13 protein-coding genes and 1 tRNA gene are annotated in these 16,863 nt (G+C 38.6%); 5 read left to right on the top strand and 9 right to left on the bottom strand.

Features of this window, described 5'->3' with window-relative positions; all coding sequences use genetic code 11:
* Positions 1 to 119 precede the first annotated feature (119 nt).
* Positions 120 to 195 (top strand) — tRNA-Met (locus tag AAEY99_RS20700).
* 409 nt (positions 196 to 604) lie between these two features.
* Here the strand turns inward: AAEY99_RS20700 and AAEY99_RS20695 are convergent.
* The 7 genes from AAEY99_RS20695 to prmB form a co-directional block, all read right to left on the bottom strand.
* Positions 605 to 967 carry a rhodanese-like domain-containing protein gene (locus tag AAEY99_RS20695; protein WP_351011854.1) on the bottom strand — a complete coding sequence of 121 codons (363 nt, stop codon included), beginning with the start codon at positions 965 to 967 and terminating at the stop codon, positions 605 to 607.
* 444 nt (positions 968 to 1,411) lie between these two features.
* Complete coding sequence (locus AAEY99_RS20690; protein WP_351011853.1) at positions 1,412 to 1,960, bottom strand: RNA methyltransferase; 549 nt, start codon at positions 1,958 to 1,960, stop codon at positions 1,412 to 1,414.
* Between the two features lie 23 nt (positions 1,961 to 1,983).
* Positions 1,984 to 2,262 carry a YfcL family protein gene (locus AAEY99_RS20685; protein WP_101086601.1) on the bottom strand — a complete coding sequence of 93 codons (279 nt, stop codon included), beginning with the start codon at positions 2,260 to 2,262 and terminating at the stop codon, positions 1,984 to 1,986.
* Positions 2,263 to 2,265: 3 nt separating this feature from the next.
* Positions 2,266 to 3,420 (bottom strand): ATP-NAD kinase family protein, encoded by a 1,155-nt coding sequence (locus tag AAEY99_RS20680; RefSeq protein ID WP_351011851.1) that lies wholly within the window; start codon positions 3,418 to 3,420, stop codon positions 2,266 to 2,268.
* Positions 3,421 to 3,491: 71 nt separating this feature from the next.
* Positions 3,492 to 4,664, bottom strand: a complete 1,173-nt coding sequence (locus tag AAEY99_RS20675) for an MFS transporter (RefSeq protein WP_351011849.1) — start codon at positions 4,662 to 4,664, stop codon at positions 3,492 to 3,494.
* Positions 4,664 to 5,758, bottom strand: coding sequence for a chorismate synthase (gene aroC, locus AAEY99_RS20670; protein ID WP_059744462.1), 1,095 nt, complete (start codon positions 5,756 to 5,758; stop codon positions 4,664 to 4,666). The genes AAEY99_RS20675 and aroC overlap by 1 nt, the downstream gene beginning before the upstream one ends.
* Positions 5,759 to 5,814: 56 nt before the next feature.
* Positions 5,815 to 6,759 (bottom strand): 50S ribosomal protein L3 N(5)-glutamine methyltransferase, encoded by a 945-nt coding sequence (prmB, locus tag AAEY99_RS20665; protein ID WP_351011848.1) that lies wholly within the window; start codon positions 6,757 to 6,759, stop codon positions 5,815 to 5,817.
* Between the two features lie 79 nt (positions 6,760 to 6,838).
* On the opposite strand from prmB, the gene smrB reads away from it, so the two are divergent.
* Positions 6,839 to 7,366: an endonuclease SmrB gene (smrB, locus tag AAEY99_RS20660; protein WP_162023529.1), complete on the top strand. Its 528-nt coding sequence runs from the start codon at positions 6,839 to 6,841 to the stop codon at positions 7,364 to 7,366.
* Positions 7,367 to 7,450: 84 nt separating this feature from the next.
* Here the strand turns inward: smrB and sixA are convergent, their stop codons facing one another.
* Positions 7,451 to 7,924 (bottom strand): phosphohistidine phosphatase SixA, encoded by a 474-nt coding sequence (gene sixA / locus AAEY99_RS20655; RefSeq protein ID WP_192116335.1) that lies wholly within the window; start codon positions 7,922 to 7,924, stop codon positions 7,451 to 7,453.
* 188 nt (positions 7,925 to 8,112) lie between these two features.
* Here sixA and AAEY99_RS20650 point away from each other — a divergent pair, with 188 nt between their 5' ends.
* The 3 genes from AAEY99_RS20650 (at position 8,113) to AAEY99_RS20640 (ending at position 16,045) form a co-directional block, all read left to right on the top strand.
* A complete protein-coding gene (locus AAEY99_RS20650) occupies positions 8,113 to 10,902 on the top strand; it encodes an insulinase family protein (RefSeq protein WP_351011846.1) in 2,790 nt (929 codons plus the stop codon).
* Between the two features lie 247 nt (positions 10,903 to 11,149).
* Entirely contained in the window at positions 11,150 to 15,496 is a 4,347-nt protein-coding gene (locus tag AAEY99_RS20645; RefSeq protein ID WP_335692886.1) for an EAL domain-containing protein, read from the top strand.
* A gap of 105 nt (positions 15,497 to 15,601) precedes the next feature.
* A complete protein-coding gene (locus AAEY99_RS20640) occupies positions 15,602 to 16,045 on the top strand; it encodes a hypothetical protein (RefSeq protein ID WP_350979594.1) in 444 nt (147 codons plus the stop codon).
* 236 nt (positions 16,046 to 16,281) lie between these two features.
* Here the strand turns inward: AAEY99_RS20640 and AAEY99_RS20635 are convergent, their stop codons facing one another.
* Positions 16,282 to 16,494 carry a hypothetical protein gene (locus AAEY99_RS20635; RefSeq protein WP_101086592.1) on the bottom strand — a complete coding sequence of 71 codons (213 nt, stop codon included), beginning with the start codon at positions 16,492 to 16,494 and terminating at the stop codon, positions 16,282 to 16,284.
* Positions 16,495 to 16,863: the final 369 nt, after the last annotated feature.

The following is a 16,863-nucleotide window of genomic DNA, read 5'->3' as shown; positions in this document are numbered from 1 at the left end:
CGGGATGGAGCAGTTGGTAGCTCGTCGGGCTCATAACCCGAAGGTCGTAGGTTCAAGTCCTACTCCCGCAACCATTTCTTTAGTCAATAGAATTAAAATAATTGATAGCGTTTATCGGACGCGGGATGGAGCAGTTGGTAGCTCGTCGGGCTCATAACCCGAAGGTCGTAGGTTCAAGTCCTACTCCCGCAACCATTTTCTATTAGTAATTTTCTCATTTCAATTAATTCCTTTTTAAACCCTTAAAATCCCATTGTGCAATTAGTTCCTGTCGTCATGCTCAGCTTTTTATAAACAAAGAGTCGAAGGTCTTAGATTTTTATCAAGTCCTACTCCCGCAACCATTTTCTATTGTTATACCTTTCCTTATAATTTCCCTGCTTTAATTATCTGCAATCAGAGCTATATCTTTATCGTGCCCCCTTTTTTATATTTTAACCTCAATCTCACATGTTAATTAATTTGTATAGCTCGTCCAGAGAGTATGAAATGATTAGTGTCACTCGCCGGACCCAAAAAATAAAAACTGCTATGAGCCCAGACGACATTTATACCCCTTGAACAAAAAATATTAACTTCATCAGTTGAGTCTCTTTCTAGTGCGTTATTTTGATGTTGGTAGCGATAATTTCCACCAGCTCAGCATCCCACCTTTAAGTTGATATACATCAGTAAATCCAAACTGTTTAAGTTTTCTAACCCCTGGAATACTGCGATGGGCAGAGAGACATATCACGACAGTTGTTACCTCTGGTGATAATTCAAGCTGTTTTATCGTATCAATAGAAAGCGACGTGATAGGCAGGTTTTTAGAGCCTTCAATATGCGACTTGTGCCATTCCATTTTTGAGCGAACATCTACAATCTGAAAATCATTCTTCTGAAGTCGTTTATGTACTTCTTGGGCGCTCATTTCGGGTACTTTTCCAAACGGTAGCCACTGACACAGTTTCTTTAATATCGACATCTATGCATTCCTAATATTGATTTCTAATGTGTATGCTTAACAAGGCCGGATTCAGAGGCATTCATTACCAAGCCATCAAGCTAAATAGTGACAAGTTAACTTTATGGAAAACATCATCATGAATGGCGATTGCCTTTCCTATCTCTAATCTCTAATCTCTACCACATAAGTCGCTTCATCAAGCTTTGAACCACTGATGCTTAATATTTATATCACTGATTTGATATCTAACATTAAACAACAACCATGATATCGAGCTTCTATTTGAAATGTTTATGCTCTGGGTTAGATGATACAACAGTAATATATTGACCATTCAATCATACAACACTGGTTTTTCTATTGACGAGTATTACTGTCGGCGATTGTGCGCAACAACGCGTAAACAAAAATGCCGAATGATTTCTCATTCGGCATTATCTAAAGTGCAATACGGTTATTTCATCAAAGTGACTTCAACCAGTGTTTCACTTTGGTGCGATTATTATTGTCACGGCTTTGCTTAATTAATTCATCATCAGCTTTAATTTGACTCATTTTAGCCAAACGGTCATAGAGTAAAACATTCACAGATGCAGCTAAATTCATACACCCTACAGTCGGTACATACACAACATCATCAGCAGCATCAATTAATTGCTGTGGAATAGTGCCGTCTTCCGGACCGAATATATAAAAGGCATTATCTGGATGAGAGAATAAAGGCAACGGAGTCGCCCCAACGACAAGATCGACACAGACTATGGTTGCGCCATCAGGCACACTATCAAGTAATGACTCGACACCAGTTAAAGGAATACGCTTGGCAGCATCTTTAGTGTCAACATCGTATTGAGCATCACCCGACTTAGCCGCCAATTCATAACGTTTTCCGGTATAGCAAACGTTATCAACACCGTAGCAACCAGCTGCTCGCATAATGCCGCCAACATTGACCGGCGTTTTGGGGTTAACTAAACCAATAGTAACGTGTTGCAAAGAGGTATTTACCATAAAAGCTGTTTATCTAATCCAAGTTATGCCGCTTGAGCAACAATACGTTGACGTAACTGCTGCCATGCAGCTTCCACTAATGAAAAATCATGTTCATCTAATTCTTCATTTGCCAACGCAAGACATTTAACCAACTTTTGATCAAGCGCAGGTAAATCTTGTTCAGGTTCGACTTCTAATTCAGCTAATACAACGGCGACGTGGCCTTGTAAATAACCACAAGCAAATAACGCATCGTCATCGCTGTGGCTAACACTGTCTTCAATCCAAGACTCTAATGCTGCATCGTACTGTTCTAACATGTTCTAGTTCTCCACTAAATCTGGGTTGGCTACTTGATACATTACGTAATCATGGTAACCCGTGACTATTTTGTAATAGCCAGTGAGTGCTTTATCTAATTCAGGGTCGCCACTATCCACAATTAATGGCCTACCTTCAAGTGCTTTTAGCTTAGTTTTTGTGGCTAGGATTAAAATATTGTCTTTTTCTAGTTGCCGGATCAGTTCCGGTGACAACTGCTGATTGCCACGACCCAATATATGCCCTTGCCCACCGATTAATGTAATCACTAGCTTGACGCTAGAATACCTTTTTTTATCGGCAATCAACGCGAGTAATTGTTGCGCGGTAACATCCTTAGCTATCACGCTTTTATGCTGAATAACATCGACACCAAGCAAAGTATTTTCTAAACCAAGGTCTTCCATGACTGCCGCTACGGTGCTGCCTGAACCCATGATATAAAGTTCATCGTCCATTGATTCAATCACATCGGCGGCAATATCGGCCAACACTAATTCATCAACTTCTTTACCGCCCATTTTCACGGCTTGTATATATCGTGGCGCAGCAGGAACCGTCATTTCACCAAATCGTTTCGCTTTTACAATCCCCTGCCTAAACGCGATCTCATCAATGTCCATTACATCAGCAGACATTAAGCTCACTAGCTCACCTTTAAGTAACATGCTGACAACGAGCCCAGAAGCATGCGGGGTAATACCGTATACACCCGAGTGAATTTTAACACCAGCTGGTACTCCTAACACCGGAAATGAGTCATCAACTACAGCATAAATATCACGGGCAGTACCGTCCCCGCCAGCAAATAGCAACAAATCTAATTGATGATCAAGTAAGCATTTAACCGCTTGTTGGGTATCTATTGCAGACGTTTTTTCAATTGAGGTAGTTTCTAACACGGTATATACATCTTGAGTCGAAAAACCCATTTGACGACATAAGCTCCCGCCCATATCACCAGATGCAGTAATAATATCGATTTGTTTAACGAAAGGTAAAATGACATCCAGAGCTTGTTGCATGCGTTGTTGTGCTTTGGGAATAGCACCTTTGGCAATAGCTTCTACGGCAACGCCGTCAGAGCCTTTTAAACCGACACTGCCTCCAAGGCCAGCTAATGGATTAATGATTACCCCTAAGCGAAAACGTTTCACACTGACTCCTTGCTGATTACATAACTTCTGTGTCTAAAAATGAAGAGTAAATGAATGACCTAGTTAACCAATTATGTATTAGTCGCTGGTTGGCCATTAATATTGGGGATAAGCAATACCGCTATCATTGATAAAAATGCACAAGCTGCCGCAAATACCCAAACCCACATAGTGCTACTACCATCACCCCAAATCATGCCACTTATCCACGTGCCTAATGCGCCACCCACACCAAAACTGACACTGGCGTATAACGCTTGGCCAGTACTTCGATGACTGATGGAAAAATGACGGTGAATGAAATGGATTGAAGCGGCATGGACTAAACCAAAAGTGAAAGCATGTAATAGTTGGCTGATGACCAATAATGAAACGTGTTCAACACCAAATGCCAACAATAACCAACGAATGGCAGTTAACAGAATGCTCACCACAAGCAATACTCGAATACCGTATTGGCGAATAAGACGGGATGAATAAAAGAAAATAACAATTTCAGCTAGCACGCCTAAGGCAACTAGCATTCCAGCGATGGTCTCAGAGTAGCCAACCTGCTTTAGATATAATACAAAAAAACCATAAAATGGTCCGACACTCATCTGCAATAACATTGCAGATAGCATAAACCACACTAATGATTTATCAAATGTAAGTTTAGGACGCTCAGATTTATTGACTACAACACTACGGTTAGCGGGTAAAGGCAATGAGCAAGCAAACAAACCTAAAAACAGTATCATCCCCATATAAGGCAACACTTCGGGGCCCCAGTGATCAATCGCTAATCCACCACTTATCACCAAAATAATATAACCAACACTGCCCCAACTTCGAATGGCACCATAACGTTCAGCTTTATCACCAAGCGTTTCTAACGTAATCACTTCTAACTGAGCAAGAATGGAATTCCAAAAGAAAGTGTATATGGCTAAACTAACCGCAAGATACATGAAGCTGCCGTCGAAGAAAAAACTGGTATAGGTAATCGCTGCAGCAAAGGAGCCAAGCTTTATCAATTCTGCTCGCATACCAGTGCGATCGGCTACAGCCGCCCATACATTAGGCGCGACAATTCGAGTGGCCATTAAAATGGCCAACAAAAAACCTATATCTTGGGCATTGAAACCTCGGCTATCAAAGAAAACCCCCAAATAGGGAACCATGATGCCAAGAATAGAAAAGAAAAAGAAATAACAAGCGCTGAGCCAGCGTAAATCTGGTTCAGCGGGTTTCAATGAGGACATTATCGCATTCCGATAACGGGTGTTTGACTAGTAACATCTTGGTTTTGCGCACGATGTCTTAACAAGTGATCCATCAATACAATCGCGAGCATCGCTTCAGCAATAGGCACGGCGCGAATACCCACACAAGGATCATGACGACCTTTGGTGATCATATCGATTGTTTCGCCCTGCACTGTCATGCTTTGACCTGGTACGCTAATGCTCGAGGTAGGTTTTAGCGCAATATGAGCCACAACAGGTTGGCCAGATGAAATGCCGCCCAATACGCCACCTGCATGGTTAGATGCAAAACCTTGTGGTGACATTAAATCACGACCTTCTGAACCTTTTTGAGTAACAACACCAAAGCCATCACCAATTTCAACACCTTTAACGGCATTAATGCCCATTAACGCATGCGCGATATCAGCATCAAGGCGATCAAATACGGGTTCGCCTAATCCCACCGGAACACCAGTGGCTGCAACAGTAATTTTGGCGCCTATTGAATCACCAGATTTACGTAAGCCACGCATGTACTCATCTAACGCTTCTAATTTACTGGCATCAGGGAAGAAAAATGCATTTTGCTCAATTTGAGTCAAATCAATAGTGTCAGCGCTAATAGGTCCTAGTTGAGCAAGATAGCCATGAATTTCAATGCCGTGCACTTGCTTGAGGTATTTTTTTGCTACCGCACCTGCGGCAACTCGCATTGCCGTTTCACGTGCAGACGAGCGCCCGCCGCCACGGTAATCACGCATGCCATACTTTTGTTGGTAGGTATAATCTGCATGACCAGGACGAAACGTGTCTTTAATATCTGAATAGTCTTGGCTACGTTGATCGGTATTCTCAATCAACAAACCAATAGAGGTACCAGTGGTTTTACCTTCAAACACTCCTGACAAAATTCTTACTTCATCAGCTTCACGGCGTGCCGTTGTATAACGTGACGTGCCAGGACGACGACGGTCTAAATCATGTTGCATATCTTCAACGGTTAACTCCAGTCCTGGAGGGCAACCATCAATGATACAACCTAAAGCAACACCATGGCTTTCACCAAATGTTGTAACAACAAAGTTTTGACCAATACTATTTCCTGACATGCGCGTTAACTACCTCTATTAATTATTCACTTCATTGAGTGCGATTCTTGTCGCTATTATTCACTATCTTTATAGATGGCGAAAAGTGATTCATTTTCAACTAGCTGATCACGGGTTAATACAAACACGCCATCACCGCCAAATTCAAAATCAACCCAAGCAAATGGCATATCAGGATATTGCTCAATCAAATGCACCATTGAATTACCGACTTCAACGACTAGCAAACCCGTTTCTGTTAAATAATCTGCCGCATTAGCTAAGATACGCTTGGTTAAATCTAAGCCATCATTGCCAGACGCTAACCCAATAGCAGGTTCGTGATGATACTCTTCAGGCATATCATCAATATCTTGTGCATCTACATATGGAGGATTAGACACAATTAAGTCGTAATGCTGGCCTTTTGGAATCGCTGAGAATAAATCGGATTGCATCGGGAAAACACGATCCAACACGCCCAAAGATTCAATATTAATTTGGGCAACTTCAAGTGCGTCTTCGCTAATATCTAATGCGTCAACTTCAGCATCTTCAAACGCATAGGCACAAGCAATGGCAATACAAGCACTGCCAGTGCATAAATCCATAATGCGATTAACCGGTTTGTTATATAACCATGGGCTAAAATGATGATTGATCATTTCGGCAATCGGCGAACGCGGAACCAGTACGCGTTCATCAACATAAAATTCAAGACCCGCAAATTTGGCTTTATTGGTCAAATACGGTACCGGTAAACGTTCACGTACACGGCGAATAATTAATTCAACGATTTTGTGTTTTTCACTACTGGTCAGGTTACTTAAAATAACCTGCTGGCCGATATCTTCTGGTAAGTGTAGAGCATCAAAAACCAATGCAATGGCTTCGTCCCAAGCATTATCCGTTCCGTGACCATAATAAATATTGGCATCATTAAAACGGCTGACAGCCCAACGTAACATATCAGCGATAGTACGTAACTCAGTGACAGCTTCATCTACAAAGATCTTATCCAAAACACACTCCTTAAAAATTGTTCTGCGCTATTGTAACTGATGTCTATTAAGATGACCTAGAATTCAATACAATACGCCCATGAAAGACGATAATTATCCAGACTTATCGCTGTTTAGTGCATTAATCGAGGGTATCAAACCGCTAAGGCAAGATACTCACCACTTTAAACAGCCTGTCAAAGCCAAACAACAGTTCGAAATAAAAGAACAGCAGATTCATGCTGATAGCTATTTTTCGGATACATATCAGCCGCTTCTGCCGGTAGATGGCCCTATGCGTTGGATTAATACCAGCACAGATAAGCATGAATTAAAACGCTTAAGGCGTGGTGACTATTCTCCGGACCTGTTGCTTGATTTGCATGGCATGCGTCAAGCAGAAGCCAAACTTGAATTAGCCGCACTTATCCAAGCATGTGTTAAGCAAAACACGATTTGTTGCTGCGTAATGCACGGCTATGGAATGGGTATTTTAAAACAGCAAACACCAATGTGGTTAGCACAACACCCAAACGTAAAAGCGTTTCACCAAGCACCCAAAGAATGGGGTGGCGATGCCGCGTTATTGGTATTAATTGATATTGGTGAACAGCCTCACCGACGTTAATACGAAGAAATAAGCGCGAACATAAAAAAGGTAGGTAATCACTTACCTTTTTTTATTCAGATGTGATTTAAAACGTTATTGTCATTACACAACAACTTGATGTGGTGCTGTCATTGCGACAAAACTCGCGTTATGCGTATGTTTGTCTATGTGAGCCACCGCGGATGTAGCAAACAAAGGTGGCTCAACCCCCGCCACAAGCTCGCTGACCATAAATCCTAAAATTGGCATATGTGCTATAACCAATACATTATCGGCTTTATATTGCTCGGCATAAGCCAACACAACATCTATCGCCACTTTAGCATCGCCAGAGGGAGTCACATCATCAAGTACTAACCACTTACGGGGTTCAGCTAAGTGTTTACTGACTTCTTGCCACGTTTGCTGCGCACGTAAATAAGGGCTCACAATCACCAAATCAAAATGGCTGACCTGTTTTGCTAACCAATTAGCCATATAGCCAGTTTGAATACGGCCTGTTTCAGTTAACTTTCGTTCCCTATCGGACAGAGCATCAAAACTCGCTTCACCATGGCGCATCAAAAATAGCTGCATACTTCTCTCGTGATGTTTTTATTATCATTCTTAACCAATTGTAGCGTTAATCAGCGCAACAACAAACCTAGAATTGAGCATATTTAGATAAACTTTAGTCGATAATTGAATAAAACTGACCAAGGTAATTTGCTAAAAAGTAATAACAAGATCAATATATAACAAGTTATCTTTTCTGGAGTCTCCTCTTGCCTGAATTTCCAGCAGTTTATAAAAGCCAAAATGATCATCGCCAATACCAATATCGAGTGTTGAACAACCAACTTCGAGTGCTATTGGTTGAAGACATGCAATCAAATCAAGCAGCCGCATCTATGGCGGTTAGTGTTGGTCATTTTGACGATCCTGTTGACCGACCAGGTATGGCGCATTTCCTTGAGCACATGTTATTTTTAGGCACCGAGAAATATCCAGATTCAGGAGAATACCACGCTTATATTAATCAACATGGTGGCAGTAATAATGCTTGGACAGGCACAGAACAAACTAACTTTTTCTATAGCATTAATGCCGAAGCCTTAGAAGGTTCATTAGACCGATTCAGTCAATTTTTTATTGCCCCAAAGTTTGACTTAGAGTTAGTGGATCGTGAAAGGCAGGCAATCGAATCTGAATTTAGCTTAAAATTAAAAGATGATATTCGCCGAGTTTACCAAGTTCAAAAAGAAACCATTAATCCAAAACATCCATTTTCAAAATTCTCTGTCGGTAACCAAACAACTTTAGCGGGTAAACAAGCAGACATACGGGATGAACTGCTGGCTTTTTATCAACAACATTACAGTGCTAATATTATGACATTGTGCGTTGTCGCTCCACGCCCTATTGCAGAGCTAGACACCATCGTTAAAAAATACTTCTCAAACATTATCAATAGAAATGTAAGTAAACACTATCCATCTGAAGCAATGATAACGAAGGACCAACGTCAAAAACATATACAAATTGTACCGTTGAAAGATCAAAAACGAGTCAGTATTAGTTTTTCACTGCCAGAGATAGACCAATTTTATAAGCGAAAACCACTCACCTTTATCAGCCATTTACTCGGTAATGAAAGCCCAGGGAGTTTACTGTCCTATTTAAAAGTACAGGGGTTAGCCAATAACTTATCTGCTGGCGGTGGGGTTAATGGTTACAACTTCAAAGATTATTCAATCAGCATACAATTAACCGACAAGGGATTTGCAGAGCTTGATGAAGTGGTAACTTGTGTATTTGAATACATTGAACTGATTAAGCAGCAAGGTGTACAAGCATGGCGTTACCAAGAGCGAGCCAATTTACTTAACACTGCGTTTCGATTCCAAGAACAGATCAAAACCTTGGATTTAGCAAGCCATCTCAGTATCAACATGCACCATTATGATATTGAAGACATTATTTATGGCGACTATCGCATGGATGAAATGCTAGAGGATGAAACAACACAACTGCTGTCTATGATGTCGGCAGCTAATATGCGCTTACTCACGGTTGCAAAAGAATCACAGGTCGATAATCAAGCAAAATGGTACGACACTCCGTACCAAGTGAGATCATTACAACCCCAACAAATAGCAAAATGGTCTTCCGTTACGGTAAGAGAGTCACTTAAACTTCCGGAAAGAAATCCGTTTATTGTCGCCAACCCGCAAGCTCGGGCAGACAAAAGCGATACTCCAGTACCCACTATTGTTGCAGAAGGCGAAGGTTACCGTATTTGGCATAAAAAAGATGATGAATTCAATGTTCCTAAAGGGCATTTATACTTATCGTTAGACTCAGATCAAGCGAGCTCAACCCCTAGACAAGCAGCATTAACAAGACTATACGTTGAAATGCTTATCGATTATCTGACTGAACCAACATACCAAGCAGAGGTTGCTGGCCTTAACTACAATATTTACCCTCACCAAGGCGGCATTACCCTGCATTTAACCGGTTTTACGGGTAACCAAGAAAAGCTCCTCACTCTAATCATCAACAAAGCCCGCGAGCGTAACTTTACCGAACAACGCTTTAGTATGATTAAAAATCAGATATTACGCAGCTGGAATAATGTTGCTCAAGCTAAGCCAATATCTCAATTATTTACCAGCTTAACCGTGTCGCTACAAAAAAGAAGTTTTGAACCCGCAAGAATGGCTGAAGAACTCACGCTACTGACACTTGATGATTTACATAATCATGTCAGCGCATTTTACAAAAAAGTTTATCTTGAAGGTTTGGTATACGGGGATTGGCTGGTTGAAGAAGCACAGCAACTCGGCAAGCGTTTGCAACATCTATTGTCTTTAGTCACGAAACCAAGCGCAGAGTCTTCACGCGAACTTATCAACCTAGATAAAAGAGGTTCATTACTTCGCGAAAAAACTATTTCCCATCAAGATAGTGCCATTATTGTTTACTATCAGTCTCGGATGGCGACACCAGAACGTGTGGCGTTATTCAGTCTACTGAACCATACAATGTCATCTACCTTTTTTCATGAGTTACGCACTAAACAACAATTAGGCTACATGGTTGGGACAGGTTACTTACCGTTAAACCGACATCCAGGGATGATTTTTTATGTGCAGTCCCCTACTACAGGTCCAAGACAACTTCTCGAAGCAATCGACGAATTCATCGCCGACTTTAATTATGCCGTTATGCAAATAACCAATGAACAATGGGAAAGCACAAAGCAAGGTATGATAAGTCAAATAATGGAACACGATACCAACCTAAAAACACGCAGCCAACGCTATTGGGTGAGCTTAGGTAACCGCGATTATGGATTTAATCAACGTGAAATGGTCGTCGCGGAAGTCGAAAAGCTCACCAGAGCTCACTTGATCAAGTTTATGGTGGCTCACATGCGCAGTAGAGATTGTGACCGTTTAGTCTTGTTTAACAGTGGTGAACAACATCACAGCCAAACAAGCCTTCGTTCAGATAATATGATTGTCGACTTAAAAACATTCAAACATCAAGCAGATAAATTTCAGTTTTAACCAGCATCGACGTTTAAAGGTCTAAAAAATATAAAGCTAGATGAATCGAAATTAGGTTAACAAAATGTCTCAATCATTGTTAACAGTACAAGCAACCAAATAAAACCTTAGTATTACATAACTAATTGATTAAAAAATAACTATAAACAAATTTTACAGCGATAATTGCGTAATATTCTATCAATCACACCTTTTTTGTTAACATGCTTTTGACAAAGGGCCTGCTTTCTGAAAAAGTAGACAATTCATGAACTTCTTTGCGGCATCAAAAGAGAATAAGTATAAATCTATGCCTAAAATTTTACTCTTTATCTGTGTTTATTTTATTTTCAGCTTTGGCGCAGCAGCCATTGAAGCTGATGACACAGAATCAAATTTCGATCTACTACTAAACTACACTAATTATGGTGTTGCGGATGGTTTGTCTCAGGACACAGTAACTGCCATCGTAGAAGATCCAGAGGGTTACGTTTGGGTTGGTACTATCAATGGATTAAATCGTTTCGACGGCAATGAATTTAAGCAATTCTATGCAGAAGAAAATGAAAATTCTCTACCCAGTTCTTTTATTCGTAATTTACTTATCGATGACAATGGCACATTATTAGTCGGGACAGATAAAGGCCTTGTATCGTATAACAAAAATACAGAGAGATTTGTTAAAAATGAAATATCAGACTTAATTGGTAAACAAACAATTTGGTCACTTTCGAAACAGAAAGAAGGTGTGATCATTGGTCTAGAAAATAGAATAATCACTTATTCCAATGCGACTAGAAACATAATATTAGACATTAATGAAAATAAATTTAAAGAGATCAAAAAAATAATAAAAAGCAAAGAATCATTATTTATTAGGAATTTTGATGGTGATGTTTTCGAATTTAAAAATCAAAGTGTTACAAAAATATTAAGCGGTACTAATGATATAGTAACTATGGAAGATAGCTTAATAGCTGTAACTAATGACGGTATCTATATTATCAATGACGGCGTATTATTATTATCAAAGCTTAAATTTAAGGCCTTAAGTTCATCGGCTAATTTTTACTCACAACATACACTTGGATTGTCTGAAAATCATCTATACGAGCTAAATTTAATCAACAAAAAATTAGAAACAAAAAAGATCGGGACTATAGATTTAAAAAAAGAAAGATTAAATAACATTATTATTTCACAAAACAAAAAGCATATTTACATTTCAAACTATGTTGATGGTTATTTTGATATATCACAAAATAAAAATTATCTAAAAAGGATAAATACTCCAGAAAAAAACATTTGGTCTATGACTAACATTGATACTGGATTACTTATCGCTAACAATAAAAGCAATATTTATCGATATAACAAATCAATATCAAATACTGTTGAAGTCAACAACCTTAATCATGGGCCTAAATCGATAATATCTATTGGTGATACCTTATTCATTGGCTCATCTGACGGTCTAACACTAAAAAATAATACGACAAAAGAAGAAAAAAAATTACTTTCTGATATTATTTTCAATATTAAAAAACACGGTAATTTCCTTTTTGCTTCTACTTTTGATGGAAAAATTTACAAGCTTAATTTTAAAGGAGAAATAATCACCCTTTTAGACACAAAAACGGGATTCCCTATATATGACACCTTACTCGATAAACAAACTTTATGGATAGCATCACAAAGCGGCTTGATAAAGTATAACAATGGTGTATTTACAAACATATTCAATCAAGATTTCGTATTCAACCTAACAAAAAATAAAAATAGTATATTTTTTGGAACAAAAAATTCAGTTTATGTATTAAAAAATGAAAATATAAAAAAAATAATAGATAGAAAGAAGATAATTTATTCAATAACAAGCATTGAAGATACTCTTACAATTGCTTCAAGTAGAGAAGTAATATTATTAGATCTTAATAAAAATAAAAAATACATTTTGAATACTGAAAATGGTTCTTTTGACGATTATAATACACAAGCAACACTTAGTATGGGTCAAGAAATAATACTTGGAAGCCCTGATGGTATGCTTCTAATTAATCCAATTGAGATCATATCAACACTAGAAAAAGAACCAAGCAACAAAATAAACTTTGAAGAACTTTTACTATTTAATTCTCCGGTAGAGGTAGGTTCGGAAAAATTGAAAGAACCACTTAATTATATTGAAAAAATCTCATTACGCTATTCGGACTACCCATTCACTATAAAATTTAATATCTTAGGGGAAAGCAATAAAGATTTTGAATTTTTTTATTATTTAGAAGATCTGGAAAAAACATGGTTATCAACTGAAGGTAATAATTCCGTAACTTATACTAATTTATCTCCTGGAAAATATAATTTTAAAATTTATGCAAAAAATCGTTCTTCCGGAAAAGAGACTAATGAAAGAAATATTAAGATATTAGTAACTCCACCATGGTGGTTATCAAATCTAGCGATAGGAATTTATGTTGCCATCATTATAATTATCATTACTTTAATTATTAAATCAGCAATACATCGTAGAAAAATCCAAAAGAAAATAGCCCAGAGTGAAGAACGTTTAAAATTATCATTATGGGGCAGTGGCGATGAAATGTGGGACTGGGATATTGAAAGTGGCAAAATCTACCGTTCTAATATATGGGGCTCTTTAGACTTCCCTCAAGACGGTCGTCGCTCGGGTAATCCTGATGAAGAAAGTAATATCCACCCTCTCGATAGAGATCGTGTGACAAGGGCGCTAAATGATCATTTCAATGCCCTAACCGATCACTTCGAAATTGCTTATCGCGTTAAAGCGCGCAACCAAGAGTGGATCTGGATTTTAGACAGAGCCAAGATAGTTGAACGTGATCAGAAAGATGTACCCCTTCGAATGACTGGCACCATTAAAGACATCAATAATATTAAGCAAGCAGAAGAGCAACTTCGTTTATTCGCTAGAGCAATTGAAAATATTTCTGAAGGGATGTTTATTCTCAATGAAAAATATCAATTTGTTGAAGTCAATAATGCCTGTTGTGAACTGGCAGCTTCGACAAAGGAAAAATTTACTCATGAAATACTCAATTTCACTCGTTATCCAGCCAGTTATTCAGAACAAATAAGAAACTTACTAAAACAGCAAGGTCGTTGGAGCGGCGAAGTTGAAGCGAGTAAAGGTAAAGACAATTATTTCTTAATGGAACTGACTATTGACGCTATATACAATGAACAAGGTGACACAAGTCATTATGTTGGCGTGTTTTCCGATATAACTCGCCGTAAACAACAAGAAGAAGAACTCAGAAAACTAACCAATAATGACTTACTTACCGGTTTACCCAATCGGTCTAGTTTGCAAGTGACACTCAGCAACCTAGTTAAAAAGGATGTTCATCACACCCTAATGGTGCTTGATTTAGATAATTTTAAACGTATTAATGACTCATTAGGCCATCAAATTGGTGATGACTTATTAATTGGTGTTGCTGAGCGTATAAAGTTAGCCATCCCAAAACATGCCAGCTTATACCGTCTAGGCGGCGATGAATTTGCCTTACTCGTAGATCAACACCCTGATATCGGATCATGTGCCGCCATTGCAACGCAAGTGATAAATTGTCTAAAGCCAGCTTTCACTCTTAATAATGACTCACTGGTACTAGGCATTAGTATCGGAATTGTGCTTTATCCTGAAGACGAGCAAAACGAGCAAGCATTGTTACGTAAAGCAGATATCGCCATGTATCACGCTAAGTCTGGTGGTGGCAACCGCTATCAGTTTTATTCTGAGTCATTAAATCAAAATGCTTTACGTCAGCTTGAAATCGAAAGTTTAATCAGAGAAGCACTCAAAGACGATTTGTTTGAAGTATATTACCAACCCAAAATCGATGTGAAGAAAGATCGTCTTAACGGAATGGAAGCATTAGTGAGATTAAATCATCCTAAATTAGGCCTGATTGGACCGAATGAATTTATCCCCCTTGCCGAAGAAAATGGTTTAATCGTTGAAATTGGTGATGTCGTCTTGCGAAAAGCGTGTTTTGCTGCGCAGAAATGGCTCGAACTAGGATTATTTAGTGGTCGTGTTGCTGTCAATTTATCGTCAAGACAATTTGCTCTGCCCGATTTACAGCAACGAATAGAGTCAATTTTACGACTCACAAAGTTACCAGCTAAACACTTAGAGCTTGAAATCACTGAAGGAACTGTCATTAAAGATCCCGAACAAGCGATTAAAGTGATGCAGCAATTGGCTAAAATGGGTGTCAGCCTTGCTCTTGACGACTTTGGGACAGGTTATTCCTCTTTGTCTTATCTAAAGCGATTTCCTATTAATTGCTTAAAGATCGATAAAACCTTTGTTGATGACATAGATAAATCTGACCGAGACCTCAAGATGGTCGATTCAATTATTACTATTGCCCACAATATGGGACTGACCGTGGTAGGTGAAGGGGTTGAACAAACCGCACAACTCAATATATTAAAAGCACTTAATTGCGAAGAGATTCAAGGCTATATCTATAGTAAGCCTATTAAAGAAGCTGACTTTGAGCTTATGTTGAATGCAGACAAACTTAAATTTGAAGCATTAAACGGTACATTAAAGAAAAATAAATAACTACCTCTTATATTTGGCATAACAAATGCAAATGCAAGTTCAGTTGTCAAAATAATATTGTTATTTAACCCTGAGCTTCAATTACAAAATATAAGAGAGATTAAAATGATTAAAGGAATAATTACAGTTGCGGTTTTATCGGCATTATCATTCAATGGCTATTCAATGGTAAATAGTCCTATGACCGAAGCAGCAAATACTTGCAATGTTAGCATGTTAGACACTCGAACAGCTAAAATCCCGGGTGTTAAATTGCTTAACTCCCAAACAGCTAAAATCCCGGGCGTTAAACTGCTTAACACTCAAACAGTTAAAATCCCGGGCGTTAAACTGCTTAACTCTCAAACAGCTAAAATCCCGGGCGTTAAACTGCTTAACACCCAAACAGCTAAAATCCCGGGCGTTAAACTGCTTAACTCTCAAACAGCTAAAATCCCGGGCGTTAAACTGCTTAACTCTCAAACAGCTAAAATCCCAGGTGTTAAACTGCTTAACTCTCAAACAGCTAAAATCCCGGGCGTTAAACTGCTTAACACCCAAACAGCTTAAGGAGAACCCTATGTTTACTTCTCTAAAAATAGCACTTGGTTTAGCAAAACCAGCTCGTAAAAAAGTAAAATTGCCTGAAGGTTTAAATCACCTTGAAGTCATCCAAGCTAGAGCTTGGTGGAAGTAATTATTGAGATACTGATGATTAACCATCAGCCATAAAAAAAGGAGCATAAGCTCCTTTTTTGTTGTTTTGAATTTGAATTTGAATTTTTATATAGCAAACTAAAATGAGTTTAACCTTCTATTCTATAGCGGCCATGTCGCCAAACCTTCATATCAGCCAAGCGTTTGTGGGTGCTAAACAATGGGTAAGTGAGTGGCCCTAATATACAACCTACACATCCCCATCGCTTTACGGCTAAACCATGCTGATAAGCTGCAAAACCAAATAAAAAACCACTACTAATACTCACTAAAATAAGCATGAATAACCAACTAAACTGCATTATCGCTGACTCCAAATAACTCAGTTAACTTAATCCCTACTTATACAACATTACGATTCATCTTTGACTCGCAAGCAATCATGTTAACGCCATTATATCGAGGTGATTACAGCTTAATGGCGAAATATCATTCGTATGATCGTTTACGCTATCATCCTTGACTTATCATACTAAATAACGGGCATTATACCGTAAAGAAGTATCTGATTGATTAAAAATAAGGCAAAGGTATGCCTTTGTTACATAAAAAAGCGGCAATTCACTGCCGCTTTTTTACAATTTGATAACTAAATAACCTGAGATCGGTTTAAGCCATAACAACAATAGCGCCAAACTCAGCATTCGTAATATTGAGTTGTGGCTTAGTTT

It is taken from the genome of Shewanella sp. S1-58-MNA-CIBAN-0166 (assembly GCF_040310085.1).
Taxonomy (GTDB): Bacteria; Pseudomonadota; Gammaproteobacteria; order Enterobacterales; family Shewanellaceae; genus Shewanella.
The sequence above is the reverse complement of the archived record's forward strand: the minus strand, read 5'-3'. Positions and strand labels throughout refer to the sequence as shown.

Coding starts and splice junctions, on each gene's coding strand:
- AAEY99_RS20695 (WP_351011854.1), bottom strand. CDS start 967: ATGTCGATATTAAAGAAACTGTGTCAGTGGCTACCGTTTGGAAAAGTA.
- AAEY99_RS20690 (WP_351011853.1), bottom strand. CDS start 1,960: ATGGTAAATACCTCTTTGCAACACGTTACTATTGGTTTAGTTAACCCC.
- AAEY99_RS20685 (WP_101086601.1), bottom strand. CDS start 2,262: ATGTTAGAACAGTACGATGCAGCATTAGAGTCTTGGATTGAAGACAGT.
- AAEY99_RS20675 (WP_351011849.1), bottom strand. CDS start 4,664: ATGTCCTCATTGAAACCCGCTGAACCAGATTTACGCTGGCTCAGCGCT.
- aroC (WP_059744462.1), bottom strand. CDS start 5,758: ATGTCAGGAAATAGTATTGGTCAAAACTTTGTTGTTACAACATTTGGT.
- smrB (WP_162023529.1), top strand. CDS start 6,839: ATGAAAGACGATAATTATCCAGACTTATCGCTGTTTAGTGCATTAATC.
- sixA (WP_192116335.1), bottom strand. CDS start 7,924: ATGCAGCTATTTTTGATGCGCCATGGTGAAGCGAGTTTTGATGCTCTG.
- AAEY99_RS20645 (WP_335692886.1), top strand. CDS start 11,150: ATGAACTTCTTTGCGGCATCAAAAGAGAATAAGTATAAATCTATGCCT.
- AAEY99_RS20640 (WP_350979594.1), top strand. CDS start 15,602: ATGATTAAAGGAATAATTACAGTTGCGGTTTTATCGGCATTATCATTC.
- AAEY99_RS20635 (WP_101086592.1), bottom strand. CDS start 16,494: ATGCAGTTTAGTTGGTTATTCATGCTTATTTTAGTGAGTATTAGTAGT.